13 protein-coding genes are annotated in these 17,818 nt (G+C 38.3%); 11 read left to right on the top strand and 2 right to left on the bottom strand.

What is annotated here, in order from left to right:
- Window positions 1-34: 34 nt before the first annotated feature.
- From NFR44_RS04715 to fic, 3 genes are all read left to right on the top strand, one after another.
- Entirely contained in the window at window positions 35-613 is a 579-nt protein-coding gene (locus tag NFR44_RS04715; RefSeq protein ID WP_251441528.1) for an NYN domain-containing protein, read from the top strand.
- Window positions 614-779: 166 nt separating this feature from the next.
- Window positions 780-2,315, top strand: a complete 1,536-nt coding sequence (guaA, locus tag NFR44_RS04720) for a glutamine-hydrolyzing GMP synthase (protein ID WP_251441529.1) — start codon at window positions 780-782, stop codon at window positions 2,313-2,315.
- Window positions 2,316-2,529: 214 nt separating this feature from the next.
- A complete protein-coding gene (gene fic, locus NFR44_RS04725; RefSeq protein WP_251441530.1) occupies window positions 2,530-3,132 on the top strand; it encodes a protein adenylyltransferase Fic in 603 nt (200 codons plus the stop codon).
- 137 nt (window positions 3,133-3,269) lie between these two features.
- Here the strand turns inward: fic and NFR44_RS04730 are convergent, their stop codons facing one another.
- Window positions 3,270-3,779, bottom strand: a complete 510-nt coding sequence (locus NFR44_RS04730) for a GNAT family N-acetyltransferase (protein WP_251441531.1) — start codon at window positions 3,777-3,779, stop codon at window positions 3,270-3,272.
- 147 nt (window positions 3,780-3,926) lie between these two features.
- Here NFR44_RS04730 and NFR44_RS04735 point away from each other — a divergent pair, with 147 nt between their 5' ends.
- Window positions 3,927-4,835: an EamA family transporter gene (locus NFR44_RS04735; RefSeq protein WP_251441532.1), complete on the top strand. Its 909-nt coding sequence runs from the start codon at window positions 3,927-3,929 to the stop codon at window positions 4,833-4,835.
- Between the two features lie 63 nt (window positions 4,836-4,898).
- Window positions 4,899-5,489 (top strand): 2-thiouracil desulfurase family protein, encoded by a 591-nt coding sequence (locus NFR44_RS04740; RefSeq protein ID WP_251441534.1) that lies wholly within the window; start codon window positions 4,899-4,901, stop codon window positions 5,487-5,489.
- 180 nt (window positions 5,490-5,669) lie between these two features.
- Here the strand turns inward: NFR44_RS04740 and NFR44_RS04745 are convergent, their stop codons facing one another.
- Window positions 5,670-7,292, bottom strand: coding sequence for an L-lactate permease (locus NFR44_RS04745; RefSeq protein WP_251441535.1), 1,623 nt, complete (start codon window positions 7,290-7,292; stop codon window positions 5,670-5,672).
- 882 nt (window positions 7,293-8,174) lie between these two features.
- On the opposite strand from NFR44_RS04745, the gene dapF reads away from it, so the two are divergent.
- From dapF to NFR44_RS04775, 6 genes are all read left to right on the top strand, one after another.
- The gene (gene dapF / locus NFR44_RS04750; protein ID WP_251441536.1) at window positions 8,175-9,005 is read left to right on the top strand and encodes a diaminopimelate epimerase; all 831 of its coding nucleotides are present in this window, start codon (window positions 8,175-8,177) and stop codon (window positions 9,003-9,005) included.
- A 44-nt stretch (window positions 9,006-9,049) separates the two neighbouring features.
- Window positions 9,050-10,789: a phosphoenolpyruvate--protein phosphotransferase gene (gene ptsP / locus NFR44_RS04755; protein WP_251441537.1), complete on the top strand. Its 1,740-nt coding sequence runs from the start codon at window positions 9,050-9,052 to the stop codon at window positions 10,787-10,789.
- Between the two features lie 273 nt (window positions 10,790-11,062).
- The gene (locus tag NFR44_RS04760; RefSeq protein ID WP_251441538.1) at window positions 11,063-11,323 is read left to right on the top strand and encodes an HPr family phosphocarrier protein; all 261 of its coding nucleotides are present in this window, start codon (window positions 11,063-11,065) and stop codon (window positions 11,321-11,323) included.
- A 9-nt stretch (window positions 11,324-11,332) separates the two neighbouring features.
- Window positions 11,333-11,803, top strand: coding sequence for a pyridoxamine 5'-phosphate oxidase family protein (locus tag NFR44_RS04765; RefSeq protein ID WP_251441539.1), 471 nt, complete (start codon window positions 11,333-11,335; stop codon window positions 11,801-11,803).
- A gap of 274 nt (window positions 11,804-12,077) precedes the next feature.
- Window positions 12,078-13,214: a DUF2827 family protein gene (locus NFR44_RS04770; protein ID WP_251441540.1), complete on the top strand. Its 1,137-nt coding sequence runs from the start codon at window positions 12,078-12,080 to the stop codon at window positions 13,212-13,214.
- Window positions 13,215-14,051: 837 nt separating this feature from the next.
- Entirely contained in the window at window positions 14,052-17,816 is a 3,765-nt protein-coding gene (locus NFR44_RS04775; protein ID WP_251441541.1) for an ESPR-type extended signal peptide-containing protein, read from the top strand.
- Window positions 17,817-17,818: the final 2 nt, after the last annotated feature.

Genomic DNA, 17,818 nt, shown 5'->3' on the forward strand with positions numbered 1-17,818 from the left:
CATGCTTTAAAAGATTTCGACACACCTAAACGAAGTGTCGATTTTTTTTATTGAATACTGTAAACGTCATATTCGAGCAGAAAAATATGATAGTTTTTCTTTATATAGGATTTTTTACTACGATTGCCCACCTAGTGAGAAAGAAGTATATAATCCATTAACAAAAACTGTTATTAGATTAAAAGAGTCCGAACAATATAAATGGATGACAGAGTTTATAAAAGAATTAAAAACTAGACGTAAAGTAGCTTTGCGTTTAGGTCGATTAAGTGAGAATGATATTGTTTATAATTTAAAACCAAAGATAACTAAAAAACTATTGAACGGGTCTATAGGCATAGAAGATATAACGGAGAAAGATGTATATTTGTCAATTGGGCAAAAGGGCGTTGATATGAAATTAGGTATAGATATAGCTTCTTTAGCATATAAACGGCAGGTTGATAAAATTGTTTTGATTGCAGGTGATAGTGATTTTGTACCTGCTGCAAAATTAGCTAGGCGGGAAGGCATTGATTTTATTTTAGATTCATTGTGGAATCCTATTAATGAAGATTTACATGAACATATTGATGGGCTAAAAAGTTGTATTTGGAAAAATGGAGAAAAGTAGGCTTTATATGGTATAATAAAATGTAAAATATGTAATAGCACTTTTTAGTCATCGTTGCAGAAATAGACCTCTTATAATTGAGTGGCGAAGCTTGATTGTAACGAGTGTTTTGATAAACTGATTAAAAAGTAAGTTAATAATTACTGTTGCATTAATGGAGGGTATAATGAACCAGAAAGAGCTTGTCATTGTTGTTGATTTTGGCGGCCAGTATAATCAGCTGATTGCCCGTCGTGTTCGTGAAAATCACGTATACTGCGAAGTGTATCCGTACGATAAAGCAGTGGCTAAAATCAAAGAATTGAATCCAATGGGCGTTATTTTTACAGGTGGTCCTAATAGCGTGTATGAAGAAAATTCGCCACGCATTGAAAAAGAAGTATTTGAATTAGGTATTCCTGTACTTGGTCTTTGCTATGGTATGCAATTGATGGCGCATACATTAGGGGGCGAAGTTAAATCCGCTGAAGCTCGTGAATTTGGGAAAACCCCTGTAACAGTAAAGACTGATTCTCCACTTTTCAAAGGGCTTAGTGAAAATGAAATTGTGTGGATGAGTCACGTAGATTATGTAGCCTCTGTACCAGAAGGTTTTGAAATTGTAGGTCATACAGCTAACTGTCCAGTAGCAGCGATGCAGAATACAGAACGTAAGTTGTATGCTATGCAATATCATCCAGAAGTACTTCACAGTGAGCATGGCAAGGAAATGATTCATAACTTCCTATTTGAAGTGTGTGGTTGCCATGGTGAGTGGACAATGGCTAATTATGCCAAAGTAGCGATTGAAGAAATCCGTAACAAAGTGGGTGACGGCAAAGTATTATTAGCTTTATCTGGCGGTGTAGATAGCTCCGTTGCAGCTGCTCTTATTTCTAAAGCTGTGGGTGAGCAATTAACTTGTATCTTTGTTGATCATGGTTTAATGCGTAAAAATGAAGGTGATGAAGTAGAAGCAGCTTTCAAAGACTCTGGTATGCATTTTATTCGTGTAGATGCGGCAGATCGTTTCCTTGGCCGTTTAGCTGGCGTTGAAGAACCAGAACAAAAACGTAAAATTATCGGCGAAGAATTTATTCGTGTATTCGAAGATGAAGGCCGAAAAATTGGGTCTGTTGATTTCTTAGCACAAGGTACAATTTATCCTGACGTAATTGAATCTGGTGCTGGTGATGCAGCGGTTATTAAAAGTCATCATAATGTTGGCGGTTTGCCAGCTGTTGTTGATTTTAAAGGCCTTATTGAACCACTTCGCAACTTATTTAAAGATGAAGTTCGTGAATTGGGAGCTGAGCTTGGTTTAGCTGATTATCTTGTATGGCGTCAACCATTCCCAGGTCCTGGCTTGGCGATTCGCGTAATGGGTGAAATTACTCGTGAAAAGTTAGATATTCTTCGTGATGCGGATGCTATTTTCCGTGAAGAAATTGCTAATGCAAAACTTGATCGCTCCATTAATCAGTACTTCGCTGTGCTTACTAGCACACGTACTGTTGGTGTTATGGGTGACTTCCGTACGTATGATTACACCTTGGCACTTCGTGGTGTAACCACTACGGACTTTATGACAGCCGATTGGGCTCGCATTCCATATGACGTGCTTGATAAAATCTCGGTTCGTATTGTAAATGAAGTACAACATATTAACCGTATCGTGTATGATATTACTTCTAAACCACCAGCTACGATTGAGTGGGAATAAGATAAAATAATAAAAAGACCATACATCCTCCTCGTTTCCTGCGTTGCTACGCAACAATGGTCACTACGAAAGATGTATGGTCTTTTTCTGTATGTAAGAGGGTGAGGGAAGAAACTAATTTTAGCTCATTATATGATATAATTAATGTATGAATTGATTGAGTGGGATTGAAGAAAACATTATAGGGATGTAACGTTAGTTCAAGGAGTTGCTAATGGTATTACATAATAAATTAGGTTTAGAAAATAGTATGGAATTCCGACGTGAAGAGGAACGTATTAGTAAGCAAAAGGCTAAGATGCTTTTTGAAACGGGCCGTCTATTTTCTTTTGAAATAGGGACGTTTAAAGGTTTAGCAGATATTCATAGAACGCTTTTTGAAGATATTTATGAGTTTGCTGGTGAAATACGTGATGTAAATATTGCTAAGGATGGCTTTCAGTTTGCACCACGTATTTTTTTACAACAATCCCTAGATTATATCGATAAATTGCCACATGAGACATTTGATCAGATTATAGATAAGTATTCAGATATGAATGTGGCCCATCCATTTAGAGAGGGGAATGGTCGATCGACTCGATTATGGCTTGATGCTATGTTGCGCTCTAAATTAGGAAAAATTATAGATTGGAATCAGGTAGATAAAGATGAATATTTACAGGCTATGATTCGCAGTCATGTTGCGACTGGTGAATTAAAATATTTATTGCAACAAGCGTTGACAGATGATTTGAGTAAGGGCACTTTTTTTAAGGGATTAGATGCTAGTTATTATTACGAAGGCTATATGACATATAAAACTGAAGAGTTGTGATTAATAAAAAGACCATATATCTTCCTCGGTCCCTGCGGTGCTATGCAACAATGGTTACTACGAAAGATGTATGGTCTTCTTTTGGCACTAAATGTGTAGAAGAATGTTCTATAGAGGATGTATTATTGTTTTTGATTTTAAATATTGAATACAGGATCGTATGTTACAATTCCTTCTATAGGTTCTGCTTGTGAATCAAGCTTAATAGCCATAAAGTATTCGTCTAGGATTTCGAAAGGTGCTTTGAGATTATAGTTTTTAGCAAGTTGATAGCCTGCTTTAGGATAATATTGGGGATGGCCTAAGACAATAATGTAGGTATAGCCCAGTTGTTTGGCAATAGTATGACCTTCTTTTATTAGGGCTAAGCCAATTCCTCGCTTTTGATAGTCAGGTAATATAGATAATGGCGCAAGGGCAAGCGCTACTTTTTTCCCGACTTCCACTTTAGTAAATAGAATATGGCCGACAATTATATTGTTGATTTCAGCAACTAAAGATAGTTTAGGCTCAAAGGATTGACTTTGACGTAATGCAACTACTAAATTTTGTTCATTGCCATCGCTGTGTTCTGCTTCTTTGAAAGCCTCAATGATAAGCTGATAGACTGTTTCATAGTCAGAGGGCTTTTCTTGTCGAATAATCATTATACACCGCCTTATAATAGTTGAATTTATTAGTTATGTTATAATTAGTATAATTGAATTTATTATAAATGGCTATATGCCACTGGATATCATAGATAGTATATGTAGCTATATAATAGCTATTAGGAAGGGACTTGAGTTTATATAATGAAATTACGCGATATAGTCTTAGCGTTGTCGGTTATTCTTGTATGGGGCTTTAATTTTGCGGTTATAAAATGGGGTGTAAGTGAGATACCACCTTTACTTTTAGTGGCTTTGCGATATATATTTGCTGCGTTTCCCGCCATTTTATTTGTGAAACGTCCTAATGTTAAGTTAAGCTGGCTTTTAGCTTATGGGCTATTTGTTGGAGTTGGACAATTTTCGTGCTTATTTTATGCCATTCATGTAGGAATGCCAGCCGGTGTAGCTTCTGTAGTATTACAGGCACAAGCATTTTTTACTATATTGTTTACGGCCATTATTTTTAAAGAACATATTAAGAGGAGTCAAATATTAGGCTTAGTTGTAGCTGCTATAGGGCTAGTATGTATAAGTGGTGTTACGGGCCTTGCTGATAGCATTCACATTCCTGTAGGCGCTTTTTTATTGACTTTGTTAGGCGCCGCTTTTTGGGGATTGTCTAATATTGTAGTGCGTAAATTATCTATGCTTGCGTCTACAGAAAATAAACCGTTAAATATGTTAAGTTTGGTGGTATGGTCGAGTTTGATTCCACCAATTCCTATGTTAGTCGCATCATTTTATTTAGAACGTGAACAGTTAGCTTTATTGACGTATGAGAGCCTTTCTGGAGCGGCTATTTTTTCAGTATTATATCTTGCTTTTCTAGCGACGATTATGGGATATGGTTTGTGGAGTATGTTATTAGCAAAGTATTTGGCTCATAAGGTGGCTCCTTTGTCATTATTAGTTCCTGTAGTTGGGCTGATGACAGCACAGTTTGTATTGGGCGAAACGTTATCCTTAATTCAGTGGCTTGGTGGCGCAATCATCATTATAGGATTGATGATTACCAATTTTGCTAATATATTTGTGAAACGCCATTCTTAGTAGAGTGTTTATTTAAAAATATGAGACCTTGTATATTATGTCTTGGCAATAGGGAGACTGGCTATGAAGATATTGTGTAGTGCTTGTTTGCTAGGTGAAACGTGTAAATATAACGGCGGTCATAATTATAGTGAAACATTAGCTCGTTATATTGAGCAAGTACGATCAATGGCTAAGTCTTATGATAAGGGATCTATAGATAGTAACGTGATTAGTAAAACTATGGCACGTATTGCTACGGAGGGCGATACTGGTGTAGATACAGGTATAGATACAAGCATAGATACAATTACAAGTTCAGATTTAGACTCAAGTATTTATACGCCTGTAGAAATTATTCCAGTTTGTCCTGAAGTGTTAGGCGGTTTGCCTACGCCTCGTACGCCAGCTGAAATTGTGAATGGTGAAGTTTTAACACGAGATGGTCATTCTGTAGACAAGGCTTTTAGAGAGGGCGCTTTGAAAGCATTAGAGATTGCCTTGGCGGAAAACATTGATGTAGCAATCTTACAATCTCGCAGTCCTTCTTGTGGCGTGAACGAAATTTATGATGGTACTTTTTCAGGCACACGCATAGCTGGTTCAGGTATATTTGCTTCTTTATTAAAAGAGCATGGTATTGAAGTAATTGATGTAGAAGATTTGGGCATTTAGGCATGTAAGTCTGTAAGAGAGAGATTAATTCTGAAATAAAAGTAAAATTAAAAGTGGAATAAATTATAAAAAAGCCCCCGTTTATACGGGGGCTTTACGTGAACTCATATATATTAAATTCCTTGCATATATTAAGTTACACATATTAAGTTACACATATTAAGTTACGTATGCTAACTTTTATTTAAACAATAGAACTTGAATATGTTCAATAAAGTTATGTCCAAAATAGGAAATAGCACCGTTAGCGATGATGAAAATCAAGAAGTATTTTAATACGGACACCATGATTACATTTGCTTTAATGCTTTCACGTAATTGATTTGCTTTAGTGCTGTCTATTTTGTTGCTTTCAATGTAAGCATCCAATGCAGGTGCTACAGCACCGATAGCAATGGCGATACTTTGAGGGGAGAACATTTTACCAATACCAGCAGCGCCAGAGTTAATAGCAGCTAACCATAATGGAAGCTCTGCATAGTTTGGATTTAAGTCGTGAGCAGCGGCTAATTGCAATGGTCCAAATAATACGTTTGCATTGGTACCAGAACCAGTTAAGAAGGCGCCAAGGGCACCAACTAATGGAGCGAACGCTGGATATAAAGAACCGGTAGCCGATACTAAGGCGCTAGCAATATCTGCTGTCATACCAGAGTAAGTCATTAATTTGGCAGTTACTACTACTGTGATGATAGTGAGGTAGGTAAATTTCAAGTTAGAAACTGTTTTACCAAGAACGCCTAACATTTCACCAAAACCAGATTTTTGAACAGCGCCACCAAGGAAGGCTGCAATGAAAATCATGATACCTGGTGTGGCTACCCATACGAAGGTATATGGTTTAGCACCTTCCCCTTGATAGATTGGCACAGCTGTTTTAATACTAGCAAGTGGGCCGTTAATAGCAGGTACTAATTTAGATGTTAAGATTAATAAAATAACGATTAAGATAAATGGTAAAGCAGCGATGAAACCTTCTTTGCCTGTTACTTTATGTGTTGTTGCTTCAAATTGGTATTGAGGGTCATTGGTTGGTAAGAATTTTGCACCTAAGATAATGACACCCATGATAATAACGGAAGAAGCCATAACGGATAATTCTGGACCAGCAGCTACGTTGATAAGTAATTCAGGTACCGCTAAGGCAAGACCTGATAATAGCGTGATAGTGAATACGCCTTTTAAAGCTTTGAAACCGCCACCAATAATACCTACTACGAAGAATGGTGCGATTATGTTAAGAATAAATAATTGGGAAGAAATAAATGTACCAAGATGAATTGGATCAAGGTTTGTTAATGATGCCAATGTTGTTGTTGGAATGGCGATAGAACCAAATGTAGTTGGTACAGAGTTTGCTACAAGGCAGGCTAAGATAGATTTTAATGGGTCAAAACCTACAGCCACCATCATAGCTGCTGGAATTGCTACGGCAGTACCAAAACCAGCCATACCTTCCATGAAAGCACCGAAGCCCCAAGCTAATAACAAGGCTAAGATACGCATATCTGATGTTACAGAGGATAGCATCATTTTGATAGTATCCATTGCTTTAGTGTGTACTACTAAATTATAAGTAAAAATAGCGGCTGTAATAACAAGCAAGATAGGCCATACAGCAAGGGCAACACCTTCTAAGGCGCCAGAGAACATGATGCCAGCCGCTTTTTCAAAGTGCGTAATGGCAATAATAAAGGAGCCAATCGCTGCAATGGAACAAGCTTTCCAGGCAGGCATTTTAAGAATGGCTAAGGCTACAATAAGCCAAAGAATTGGCAATAATGCTAAAAATGTAGTCAACATTTGTGAAATCATCCTCTCACGATACAGAATACAAACTTACTTCAAGTTCTTCACAATAACTTCTTTACAATGATGATAATAGATACTTCATTCTCTTATTTTGCATTCATGAAATATATTCCTAAATGCTTGGGTATCTACAAATTAAAATAATGACAAATGGTAAAAAAATAATTGAGCAAAGGGCTTATTTATTAAAGCACCTATGTTGAAAGGAGGCCGTTATAGCCTGCATAAAATTATTTTATGTGTTTATGATACTACTAGAACTGTGGGACCTCCTTCTAAATACTAAAAGATAAGAGCATAGACAAGTCTAAGGGGCCTATAGATAAAGCGTACTTTAAAAAGTAATAAAGCACTACTTTATTAATAGTTGGGGACAAGCGTAGGCCATTTCCTCCGAATTGAATACACTCTATAGAAAGTTTGTCAGATTAGGATACTGTCAGTATAGCATAGAAATCAAAGAATTGGAATACTGCACTATTCAGATTAGTTATAACGTCTGCATAAGAATGCCAAAAGGTCATTAGAAAAAGACTTTTTTATTAATTGTTACGTATCGTAAATGATTTTTATATGATTAAATTTGTTTGAAAGTGATTGTTTATGAGCGTTTTGCATACATGATGTGGATTTAAATATGATATAATAAGCGTAATACATTATATATTCAATGCTTACTTAAAGATTTACTAGTTCTTTTAAGGTAAATTCTTTTCAATAATTGGGTAAAATTTAGTAAAGTTGTATTTTATATATTTTTCATATATTTTTACAGAGTTAATTTATTGTTTAGTTATATATGCATTTAATTATGTATGCTAATAAAATTATGTAATAAAAAATTTTAAGTATTTGTTCGACAGGAGTTAACCTATGAAATTGACAAAGATGCATGGCCTTGGAAATGATTTTATATTCTTCACTGATGAAGCGGGGGCCAATAAAGATTATACAGAGTTAGCTAAACGTTTATGTCATCGGCAGACCGGAATTGGTGGCGATGGTTTAATTGTAGTAGTTCCTTCTGATGTGGCAGATACGCGGATGCGTATTATTAATGCAGACGGTAGTGAAGCTGAGATGTGTGGCAATGGCATTCGTTGCTTTGCTAAATATGTGTATGAACGAGGGATTGTTTTCAAAGAAACTTTTACTATTGAGACTTTAGCTGGAATTATGGAGCCTACTTTGCATGTTAAAGACGGCCATGTTGAACAGGTGACAGTAAATATGGGAAAACCAAGTTTTGCAGCTAAAGATATTCCTATGAAAGCAGAGTTACCAATAGTTAAAAACTTTACGATTGAAGTGGCAGGGCAAAATTATGAGGTAAGTTCTATGTTATTAGGGGTGCCTCATACAGAAGTATTTGTAGAAGATGTTACTAAAGTGCCGTTAACGACTTTAGGGCCGGCTATTGAAAAACACCCTCTATTTCCACAAGGTACGAATGTTAATTTTGTACAAATAGTGGATGATAGTCATATTAAAGTGCGTACTTGGGAACGTGGGGCTGGCGCAACCTTAGCTTGTGGGACTGGCTGTTGTAGCAGTGTTGTAATGGCACATGAAAATGGTTTTACTGGGCGAGAGGTAGCTGTTGAAGTATATTTAGGCACTTTACATATTCAGTATGCAGATGATGGGACTGTATTTATGACAGGACCTGCAGCTGAAGTATTTGAGGCTGAATTGGCAATTTAAATAGATGTGGGGCATAGAGGCGTGTAAGATGCTGGAGGAACGATATGGAGCAAGTAACACTTAAAGGAATTTCAGGGGCTCGTGGTATAGGTACTGGCACAATTTATGTATATAAACAAGAGCCGATTATAATTCCTAAGCGCATGATTACGGAAGAAGAGGTAGGGAGTGAATTAACTGCCTTTGAAACAGCGTTAGCGACAACGGTAGCGCAGTTAGAAGCGATTAAGGAACAAGCTCGTGAAACCATGGGCGATGAGGAAGCGGCAATTTTTGAAGCACATACCTTAATTGTTCAAGACCCTTCTTTATCAGATGGTATAAAAGCGCTCGTTACAGATGGCTTGCAGTCCGCGGCAGCTGCTACCGAACAATCTATTAATACCTTTGCTGATATGTTTTTAGCCATGGATGATCCTTATATGCGTGAGCGTGGGGCTGATATAAAAGATATTGGTGACCGTTTGCTCCGTAATTTGTTAGGCATGAATCCACGAGGGCTTGCCCACTTAACGGGGGAAGTTATTCTTGTAGCTGAGGATTTGACGCCTTCTGATACAGCTTCGTTGGATAAGCAGATTGTGAAAGGTTTAGTAACAGCTAGTGGTGGCCCTACAAGTCATGCTGCCATTATGGCGCGTACTTTAGAAATTCCTGCTGTTATGGGCTTAGGTGATATTTCTGCTTTACAAAGTGGCGAAAAGGCCGTTGTAAAAGGAACTGAAGGAGAAGTGTTGCTTTCTGTCTCTGACGCAGACTTTGACATCTATACGAAGGAAGCAATTCAGTATCGTGAACAGTTGCAATGTTTAAAAGAGTCGGCTGCATTGCCTGCTGTTACTAAGGATGGCAAAGAAATTCTATTATTTGGTAATATTGGCAAGGCTCAAGATGTTACTCATGCTTGTCAGATGGGAGCAGAGGGGATTGGTTTATTCCGCACCGAATTTTTATATATGAAGCATGATACATTGCCAACCGAAGAGGAACAATTTGAAGCGTATAAAGAGGCAGCTGAAGCATTACATGGCAAGCCAGTCATTATTCGCACCATGGATATTGGGGGCGATAAAGAATTAAAATGCTTACAATTACCTCATGAAATGAATCCTTTCTTAGGCTTTCGAGCAATTCGCATTAGTTTAGCAAATACGGATGTGTTTAAAACGCAGTTGCGTGCGATTTTGCGGGCGAGTGCATTTGGTGATATTCAAATCATGTATCCGATGATTGCTGCTGTTGAAGAAGTGAAAGCAGCTAATGCCGTGCTTGAAACAGCTAAAGAGGAGTTGCGATCTGAGGGTATTGCCTTTAATGAAGATATTCAAGTGGGGATTATGGTGGAAATTCCAGCCGTTGCTGTAAGTGCCGATTTATTCGCTCCTTATGTCGATTTTTTTAGTATTGGTACTAATGATTTGTGCCAATATACATTAGCGGTAGATAGAATGAATGAATCAATTGGTCATTTATATCAGCCACTTCATCCGGCAGTCTTGCGTTTGATTAAACATACTATTGAAGCTAGTCATGACGTTAACAAGATTACTGGTATGTGTGGTGAAATGGCGGGCGATCCAGTGGCTACTATGATTTTGATAGGCCTCGGTCTTGACGAATTTAGCATGAGTGCTTCGGCCATCCCCGTTATAAAAAATATTATTCGTTCAGTAACTGTTGCTGAATGTGAGGCAGTAGTACAAAAAGTGCTCACTATGAGCACGGCCAGTGAGATTATGACTTATGCACAGGGGGTATTGGCTGAAAAAGGTCTTGCCTTATAGTTGGTGTATGTAATATGGATGCATTATATAATATGGATGCATATAGTATTAGTATATATACTCTTAGAATACTTAGGTCTATTATTTGTCGTTAAGTCATGGTATATCTAAGGCTACGCATTAAAATTTTCTTGCTATAATAGGCAAAGTTTTATAAGATATAGAGTATAGTAGATTAGGTTGTTTTTAGCTTTTAAGCAAGGCTAAGCAATGTCTACGTTGAGTATGTATGAATCGCATTGAGGGCATTTTTTATAAAGGAAGGTATTCGTTATGACTGAAAAAACAGTAGTTATTACAAATGAATCGGGTTTACATGCACGTCCTGCTACGCTTTTTACGCAGTTAGCTGCTAAATTTGCATCTAAAATTACTATTGCAGTTGGTGAAAAGAAAGCGGATGCAAAATCAATTTTAACTGTATTGACATTAGGTGCTACGAAAGGGACTGAAGTGGTATTAACGGCTGATGGTCCTGATGAAGCAGAGGCAGTTGAGAAATTAGCAGAGTTTTTAACTTCTCATCAAGACTAGGTGTTTAAAATGCGACGAAGTGATAGAGCCGTTACCTCAGAGCAGCGCATTGAAGAAATTATAGAAGCCTGTCAAATTATTCGTTTAGGTATTCATGATGAGAAGCGAATTTACATTGTGCCCCTTCATTTTGGTTATGAACGGGAGGATGGGCGCTATGTATTCTATTGTCATGGTGCCTCAGAAGGTAAAAAGATTAATTTACTAAAAACAAATGGTTATGTAGGTTTTGAGTTAGATGGTGGCTATGAGGTAATACCAGCAGCGGTTGCTTGTGGTTATTCTTCTACTTTTTTTAGTATTATTGGAGACGGTCAAGTTTCGTTTGTCGAAGATGAAATAGAGAAAGTAAAAGCGTTGCAAATGATTATGAAGCATTATACGCATAAAGCGGATTGGGAGATGCCTATAGCAGCTGTGAAGAATACAGCTGTATTGAAACTTGTTTGCGAATCAATGACCTGCAAAGAACATAATTAAATAAGGGTAGTTTATGATGACTGTGATAAAGTTGCGTAGTTTGAGCTTTATTGCAGTCTTTTTTATTGTATTAATCAGTGAATATAGATGAGAATATTTCACATATTTATCATCTAAAATATGATATAGTATTCGTGCAATAATGAGGACGACTGGCTGCATTGAATAAGGCTAACTAGTGATTAGAAGTCTATGAACCATAAGCGCCATAAGTTATAAGTAAATAATATGAGATTCGCAATGTAGTGGGTAATTGTTAGAAAGGTTGGAATGTATGAAATCTGGTTTACACATAGGGATTACTTTTTTTTGGGGAGACTCCTATAAACATATTTGGTCTAATGGAGCAGGGCAAAATATGTATTTTCTTCGAGAAACATTGATGCAAATTCCCGAAGTTGAAGATGTGTATTTTGTGTTTTGGGGCAATGATTTAAAGACGTTGCCAAAAGAGTTAGAAGTAGATGCTATGGGGATTGAGGTTTATCCTTATGAAGATGTTGTAAAAACGACAGATATACTTATTGAAGGTACATTGACGTTGGAGCCTTTTTATGAAAAAGAATTTAGAAAGTATGGCGCAAAAATTGTTACCTATCGTATGGGGAATGATTTTATTTGGGATATGGAGAAGTTCCTTGTAGGTAAAGATGGTGGTCGAGCTTTTAATGGGACTACTTATGATCAAGCTTGGCTTATTCCTCAAGTGTATGAATCAAATAGAGATTATTTGAGTATTATGACGGGCACAAAGGTGTATAAAGTGCCACATATTTGGAATTCTTTTTTCTTTGACCGACAAGTGGCGCAGCTACAAGAAGGTTTAGCTTTTGGCTATAACCCTGATAAGACTAAGAAAGGTCGACGGGTATCTGTATTTGAGCCTAACACGTCTGTGGTAAAAAATTGTTATATGCCTGTTTTAATTGCAGAAGCAGCGTACAAAGAAGACAAAACAGCTTTAGCACATGTATATTTATGTAATACATATCATCTAAAGGATGTGAGTGGTTTTCACAAATTTATTGGTTATACTCAGTTAGTTAAGGAAAATATAATGACTGTAGAAAGTCGTCATTTAATGCCTTACTTTTTGTCGAGGTATACTGATATTGTGTTGTCTTACCAATGGCAATTGGGTTTAAATTATGCATATTATGAGGCCTTGTACGGTAATTATCCATTAGTGCATAATTCTGAAATTCTGCAAGAAGCAGGGGTGGGTTTCTATTATCCTGGTTTTGATGCATATAAAGGGGCTGAAGTTTTGCTTGATGTAATTAATCATTATGATGAGTTGTTTGAGTTGCATGAGGCAAAGAATAAAGCTTTTCTTGAAACGTTATCGCCATATAACACTGAAGTAGTAATGGCGCATAGAGCATTATTGCAAGAATTACTTGAAGCGTGAGCAAGAACTCCATAATTAGGTCAATATATATTGTAAATGAGGAGACTGTTCAATTTCTTGATAGTTAATGATTTACTAAATAAAGCCTTAATATATTATTTAATTAAATGAAGTGTTAATTTTCAAAATATGAAGAGTTAATTTTGCTATAAAATTGATTTTTTTAGTTAATAATCGTAAAATGTGAATACCGTTTATTTATTTTTAAAAATGGATATTGTCAATATTAAATGTAAAAGACACCGTTATAATCTAGGTTATAACGGTGTCTTCGTGTTGCGCATAAAGTTGTGTGAAGTTTAGTTATCATTAAAATAAAATAAGTTCATGCAAAAAAGTGGTGAGCAAATTATGAACCTAGTTTATGGAAATGTGTTAAAAGTAAACGAATTGTGTAATTTATAAATGATGATAGAAATGGCATAAAAAAGATTGTTTTTCATGAAAAATAGAAAATAAAACGATAAAGATAGATTATATATCGATTTGATTATGAAGAGAAAGTTTGAAAAATGATAAATAGAAAATGAAGCTAATTATTTGCGATGATTTTATTAAAAATATTAATTAATGAATGGTTTGTTAAGATGAATTGCTTATATTGACTTCAGTTTTTATTAACAATATACTTTTAGTAAATAGTCGCATAGCTAACATAATCAATACCGGTGATGTATTGTTATGATGCATATTTTATCGAGCGTTTATGATAAGATATGCATTTTTTAGGTTCAAAATTAGATATGGCGACCAAGGAATGCATTCTGGGGATTGGGTGAGTGTGTTAGTTTTTTCTTTTTTCTGTGTTTGATCTAAAGAGAGGAAGCGACACAATTAATGAATAGAATTTTTAAAGTTATATGGAGTAAAACAAAAGGGTGTTATGTTGTAGCCTCTGAATTTGCTAAAAGTTATCAAACCGGTGGGGCTAAACGCACAAGACGTTTAACAGCTGCCGTTATGGCTGCTTTAATCTTAGCACCACAAGTAACTACATTTGCCACGACAATTACAGTTGGTGGTGAAGATTGGTCAGCTGGTTCTGCTGGAACTGGTGTTCTTACTGTGGTTGGAAGCGATGGTGTCACGGTTACTACTAGTGATGCAACGGGTACAGGCACTTCAAAAAGTATGACTTTAACCATTGGTTTAGATGATGAAACAACAACTGCTATTAGCACAGCTGCTTCTAGTGTAACTTTAGCATCTACTAGTGCATCTAGTGCAGCGTCAAGTGCTATAGATGCGAGTACAAGTGCTTCATCTTCTCAATCCAGTGCGGAAGTATCTGAATCTTGGGCAAAGCAAGCAAGTACTAGTGCCTCTAGTGCAACATCCAGTGCTACGGCAGCAAGTGTTAGTGAAAGTAATGCTGTGTCTAGTGCAGCTGAAGCAAGTACCAGCGCATCTAATGCGGCGGTAAGTGAAAGCAACGCCGTTTCTAGTGCTACCGAAGCAAGTAGTAGTGCATCAACTGCTATTTCTAGTGCCGTTGTAGCAAGTACTAGCGCATCTTCTGCTGACTCTAGTGCTACAGTAGCAAGTACGAGTGCATCTAATGCGGCGGTAAGTGAAAGTAATGCATCCTCTAGTGCTGAGGCAGCAAGTACAAGCGCGTCAAATGCAGCCGTAAGTGAAAGTAATGCATCTTCGAGTGCTGAGGAAGCAAGTACAAGTGCTTCAAGTGCAGCGGTAAGTGAAAGCAATGCATCAACTAGTGCTGATGCAGCAAGTACTAGTGCATCAAATGCAGAGTCAAGTGCTAGTACAGCGACATCTAGTGCTGTTGAGGCAGCGTCTAGTGCGACCGCAGCAAGTGCAAGCGAATCCAACGCAGCCGTAAGTGAAAGTAATGCAACATCTAGTGCGATAGCAGCCAGCACTAGCGCATCCCATGCAGAATCTAGTGCAACTGCATCGGCATCGAGTGCTACAGCAGCCAATAGCAGTGCATCTTCGTCTTTATCTAGTGCGGAAGTATCTGAATCTTGGGCAAATCAAGCAAGCACGAGTGCATCATCTGCTGATTCTAGTGCTACAGCAGCAAATACAAGTGCGTCAAATGCGGCCGTAAGTGAAAGCAATGCATCAACTAGTGCTGATGCAGCAAGTACAAGTGCGTCAAATGCAGCCGTAAGTGAAAGTAATGCATCTTCTAGTGCTGATGCAGCAAGTACAAGTGCATCAAATGCTGCCGTAAGTGAAAGTAATGCATCTTCTAGTGCTGAGGCAGCAAGTACAAGCGCGTCTAATGCAGCAGTAAGTGAAAATAATGCTAAATCTAGTGCGACTGCAGCAAGCAGTAGCGCTTCTAGTGCTGAATCTAGTGCTACGGTAGCTAGCAGCAGTGCATCTTCGTCTTTATCTAGTGCGGAAGTATCTGAATCTTGGGCAAATCAAGCAAGCACGAGTGCATCATCTGCTGATTCTAGTGCAATAGCAGCAAGTACAAGTGCCTCTAATGCGGCAGTAAGCGAAAACAATGCATCAACTAGTGCTGATGCAGCAAGCACTAGTGCATCAAATGCAGAGTCAAGTGCTAGTACGGCGACATCTAGTGCTGTTGATGCAGCGTCTAGTGCGACAGCAGCACGTACAAGCGAATCCAACGCAGCCGTAAGTGAAAGTAATGCAACATCTAGTGCGACAGCAGCAAGTACGAGTGAAGCTAATGCAGCAGTAAGTGAAACTAATGCAGCGTCTAGTGCAACGGCAGCAAGTACAAGCGCCTCTAGTGCAGCAGTAAGTGAAAGCAATGCAGCATCCAGTGCAACAGCAGCAAGTACAAGTGAATCTAATGCAGAATCAAGTGCAATAACTGCTTCCGATAGTGCGTCTAGCGCTTCTGTAAGTGCAAGCTCAGCATCTGATAGTGCATCTAGTGCATCTGAAAGCGCTAGTGTAGCATCTACAAGTGCAAGTTCTGCTAACTCTAGTGCAACAGCAGCATCTGACAGTGCAACGAATGCTTCTACGAGCGCAAGTAGTGCAGCTACAAGTGCAAGTACTGCATCCGATAGTGCGTCTAGTGCTTCTACAAGTGCAAGTTCAGCATCTAATAGCGCATCTAGCGCATCTGAAAGTGCAAGTGCAGCATCCACAAGTGCAAGTTCTGCCAACTCTAGTGCAACAGCAGCATCTGACAGTGCAACGAATGCGGCTACTAGCGCAAGCAATGCTGCTATAAGTGCAACAGAAGCATCTGGTAGTGCATCTAGTGCATCTGAAAGCGCTAGTGCAGCATCTACAAGTGCAAGTTCTGCCAACTCTAGTGCAACAGCAGCATCTGATAGTGCAACGAATGCTTCTGCGAGCGCAAGTAATGCAGCTACAAGTGCAAGCGCGGCGTCCGATAGTGCATCTAGTGCATCCACAAGTGCAACAGAAGCATCTGGTAGTGCATCTAGTGCAGCTACAAGTGCAAGTGTAGCATCTACAAGTGCGACAGAGGCCTCTGATAGTGCGTCCAGTGCAGAAGCGAGTGCTGCAGCAGCTGACAGCAGTGCAAGTAGTGCTTCTGAAAGTGCTGAGGCTGCTAGTTCTTCTGCGACTGAAGCTACTGAAGCAGCTACTTCTGCGGCTGAAGCAGCCTCTACAGCAACCGAAGCAGCGTCTAGTGCATCTGAGGCAGCAAGCTCAGTTTCTACAGCCGTATCTACAGCTGTGCAAAATTTAGTGGATAGTGGTATTACAGGTGGCACAGCTACAGGTGAGGGTGCAACTACTGTAGGTAGTGATTCCGAAGCAGCTGGTGATAATGCCACTGCTATGGGCGATAGTGCTACAGCTACTGGTACAGGTGCCTCTGCTATAGGTGCGGGTGCTACTGCTGATGGTGACAATGCTTCTTCACTAGGTGCTAATGCTAATGCAACTGGTGACAATACATCTGCTTTAGGTGCTAATTCTGTAGCTATTGGTAGTGGTGCTACTTCCGTAGGAGCTAATGCATCTGCTACAGCCGACAATGCTACAGCACTTGGTAACGGCGCGTCTGCAACGGCTTCTAATTCTGTAGCATTAGGTGCAAACTCTATAGCTAATGAAGAAAATACAGTATCTGTTGGATCTGCAGGTAATGAACGCCGCATTACTAATGTCGCTGATGGTGTTAATGATACTGATGCTGTCAATGTGCGCCAATTGAATTCTATGAATAGTTCTCTTACAAAAGAAATTAGAAATGTGGGCTCTTTAAGTGCTGCATTGAGTGGCTTAAAACCAATTCAATATGATGCTGCTGAGCGAACTCAAATTATGGCTGCTGTAGGTACTTACCGAGGTCATAACTCTATGGCACTTGGTGTAGCTCATTATGTAAACGATTCTACAATGTTCAATATTGGGGTTGCTTATGGTGATCATGATGCTAAAGTAATGGCTAATGCTGGCGTAACTTGGAAATTTGGTACATCAGCACAACGTGAAAAAGCAGAAGTACAACAATTAGCAGGTAAAGAAGCACAACAGCGTATTAGCCAATTAAGTGCGGCTAATGCAGCACAAGCAACTCAAATTCAAGAACAGCAGGCTGAATTAAGTGCTCAAAATGAACGTATTGCTAAATTAGAAGCATTAGTACAGCAATTGGTTCAAAAATAAGT

The sequence above is a fragment of the Veillonella intestinalis genome (assembly GCF_943193155.1).
Taxonomy (GTDB): Bacteria; Bacillota; Negativicutes; order Veillonellales; family Veillonellaceae; genus Veillonella_A; species Veillonella_A intestinalis.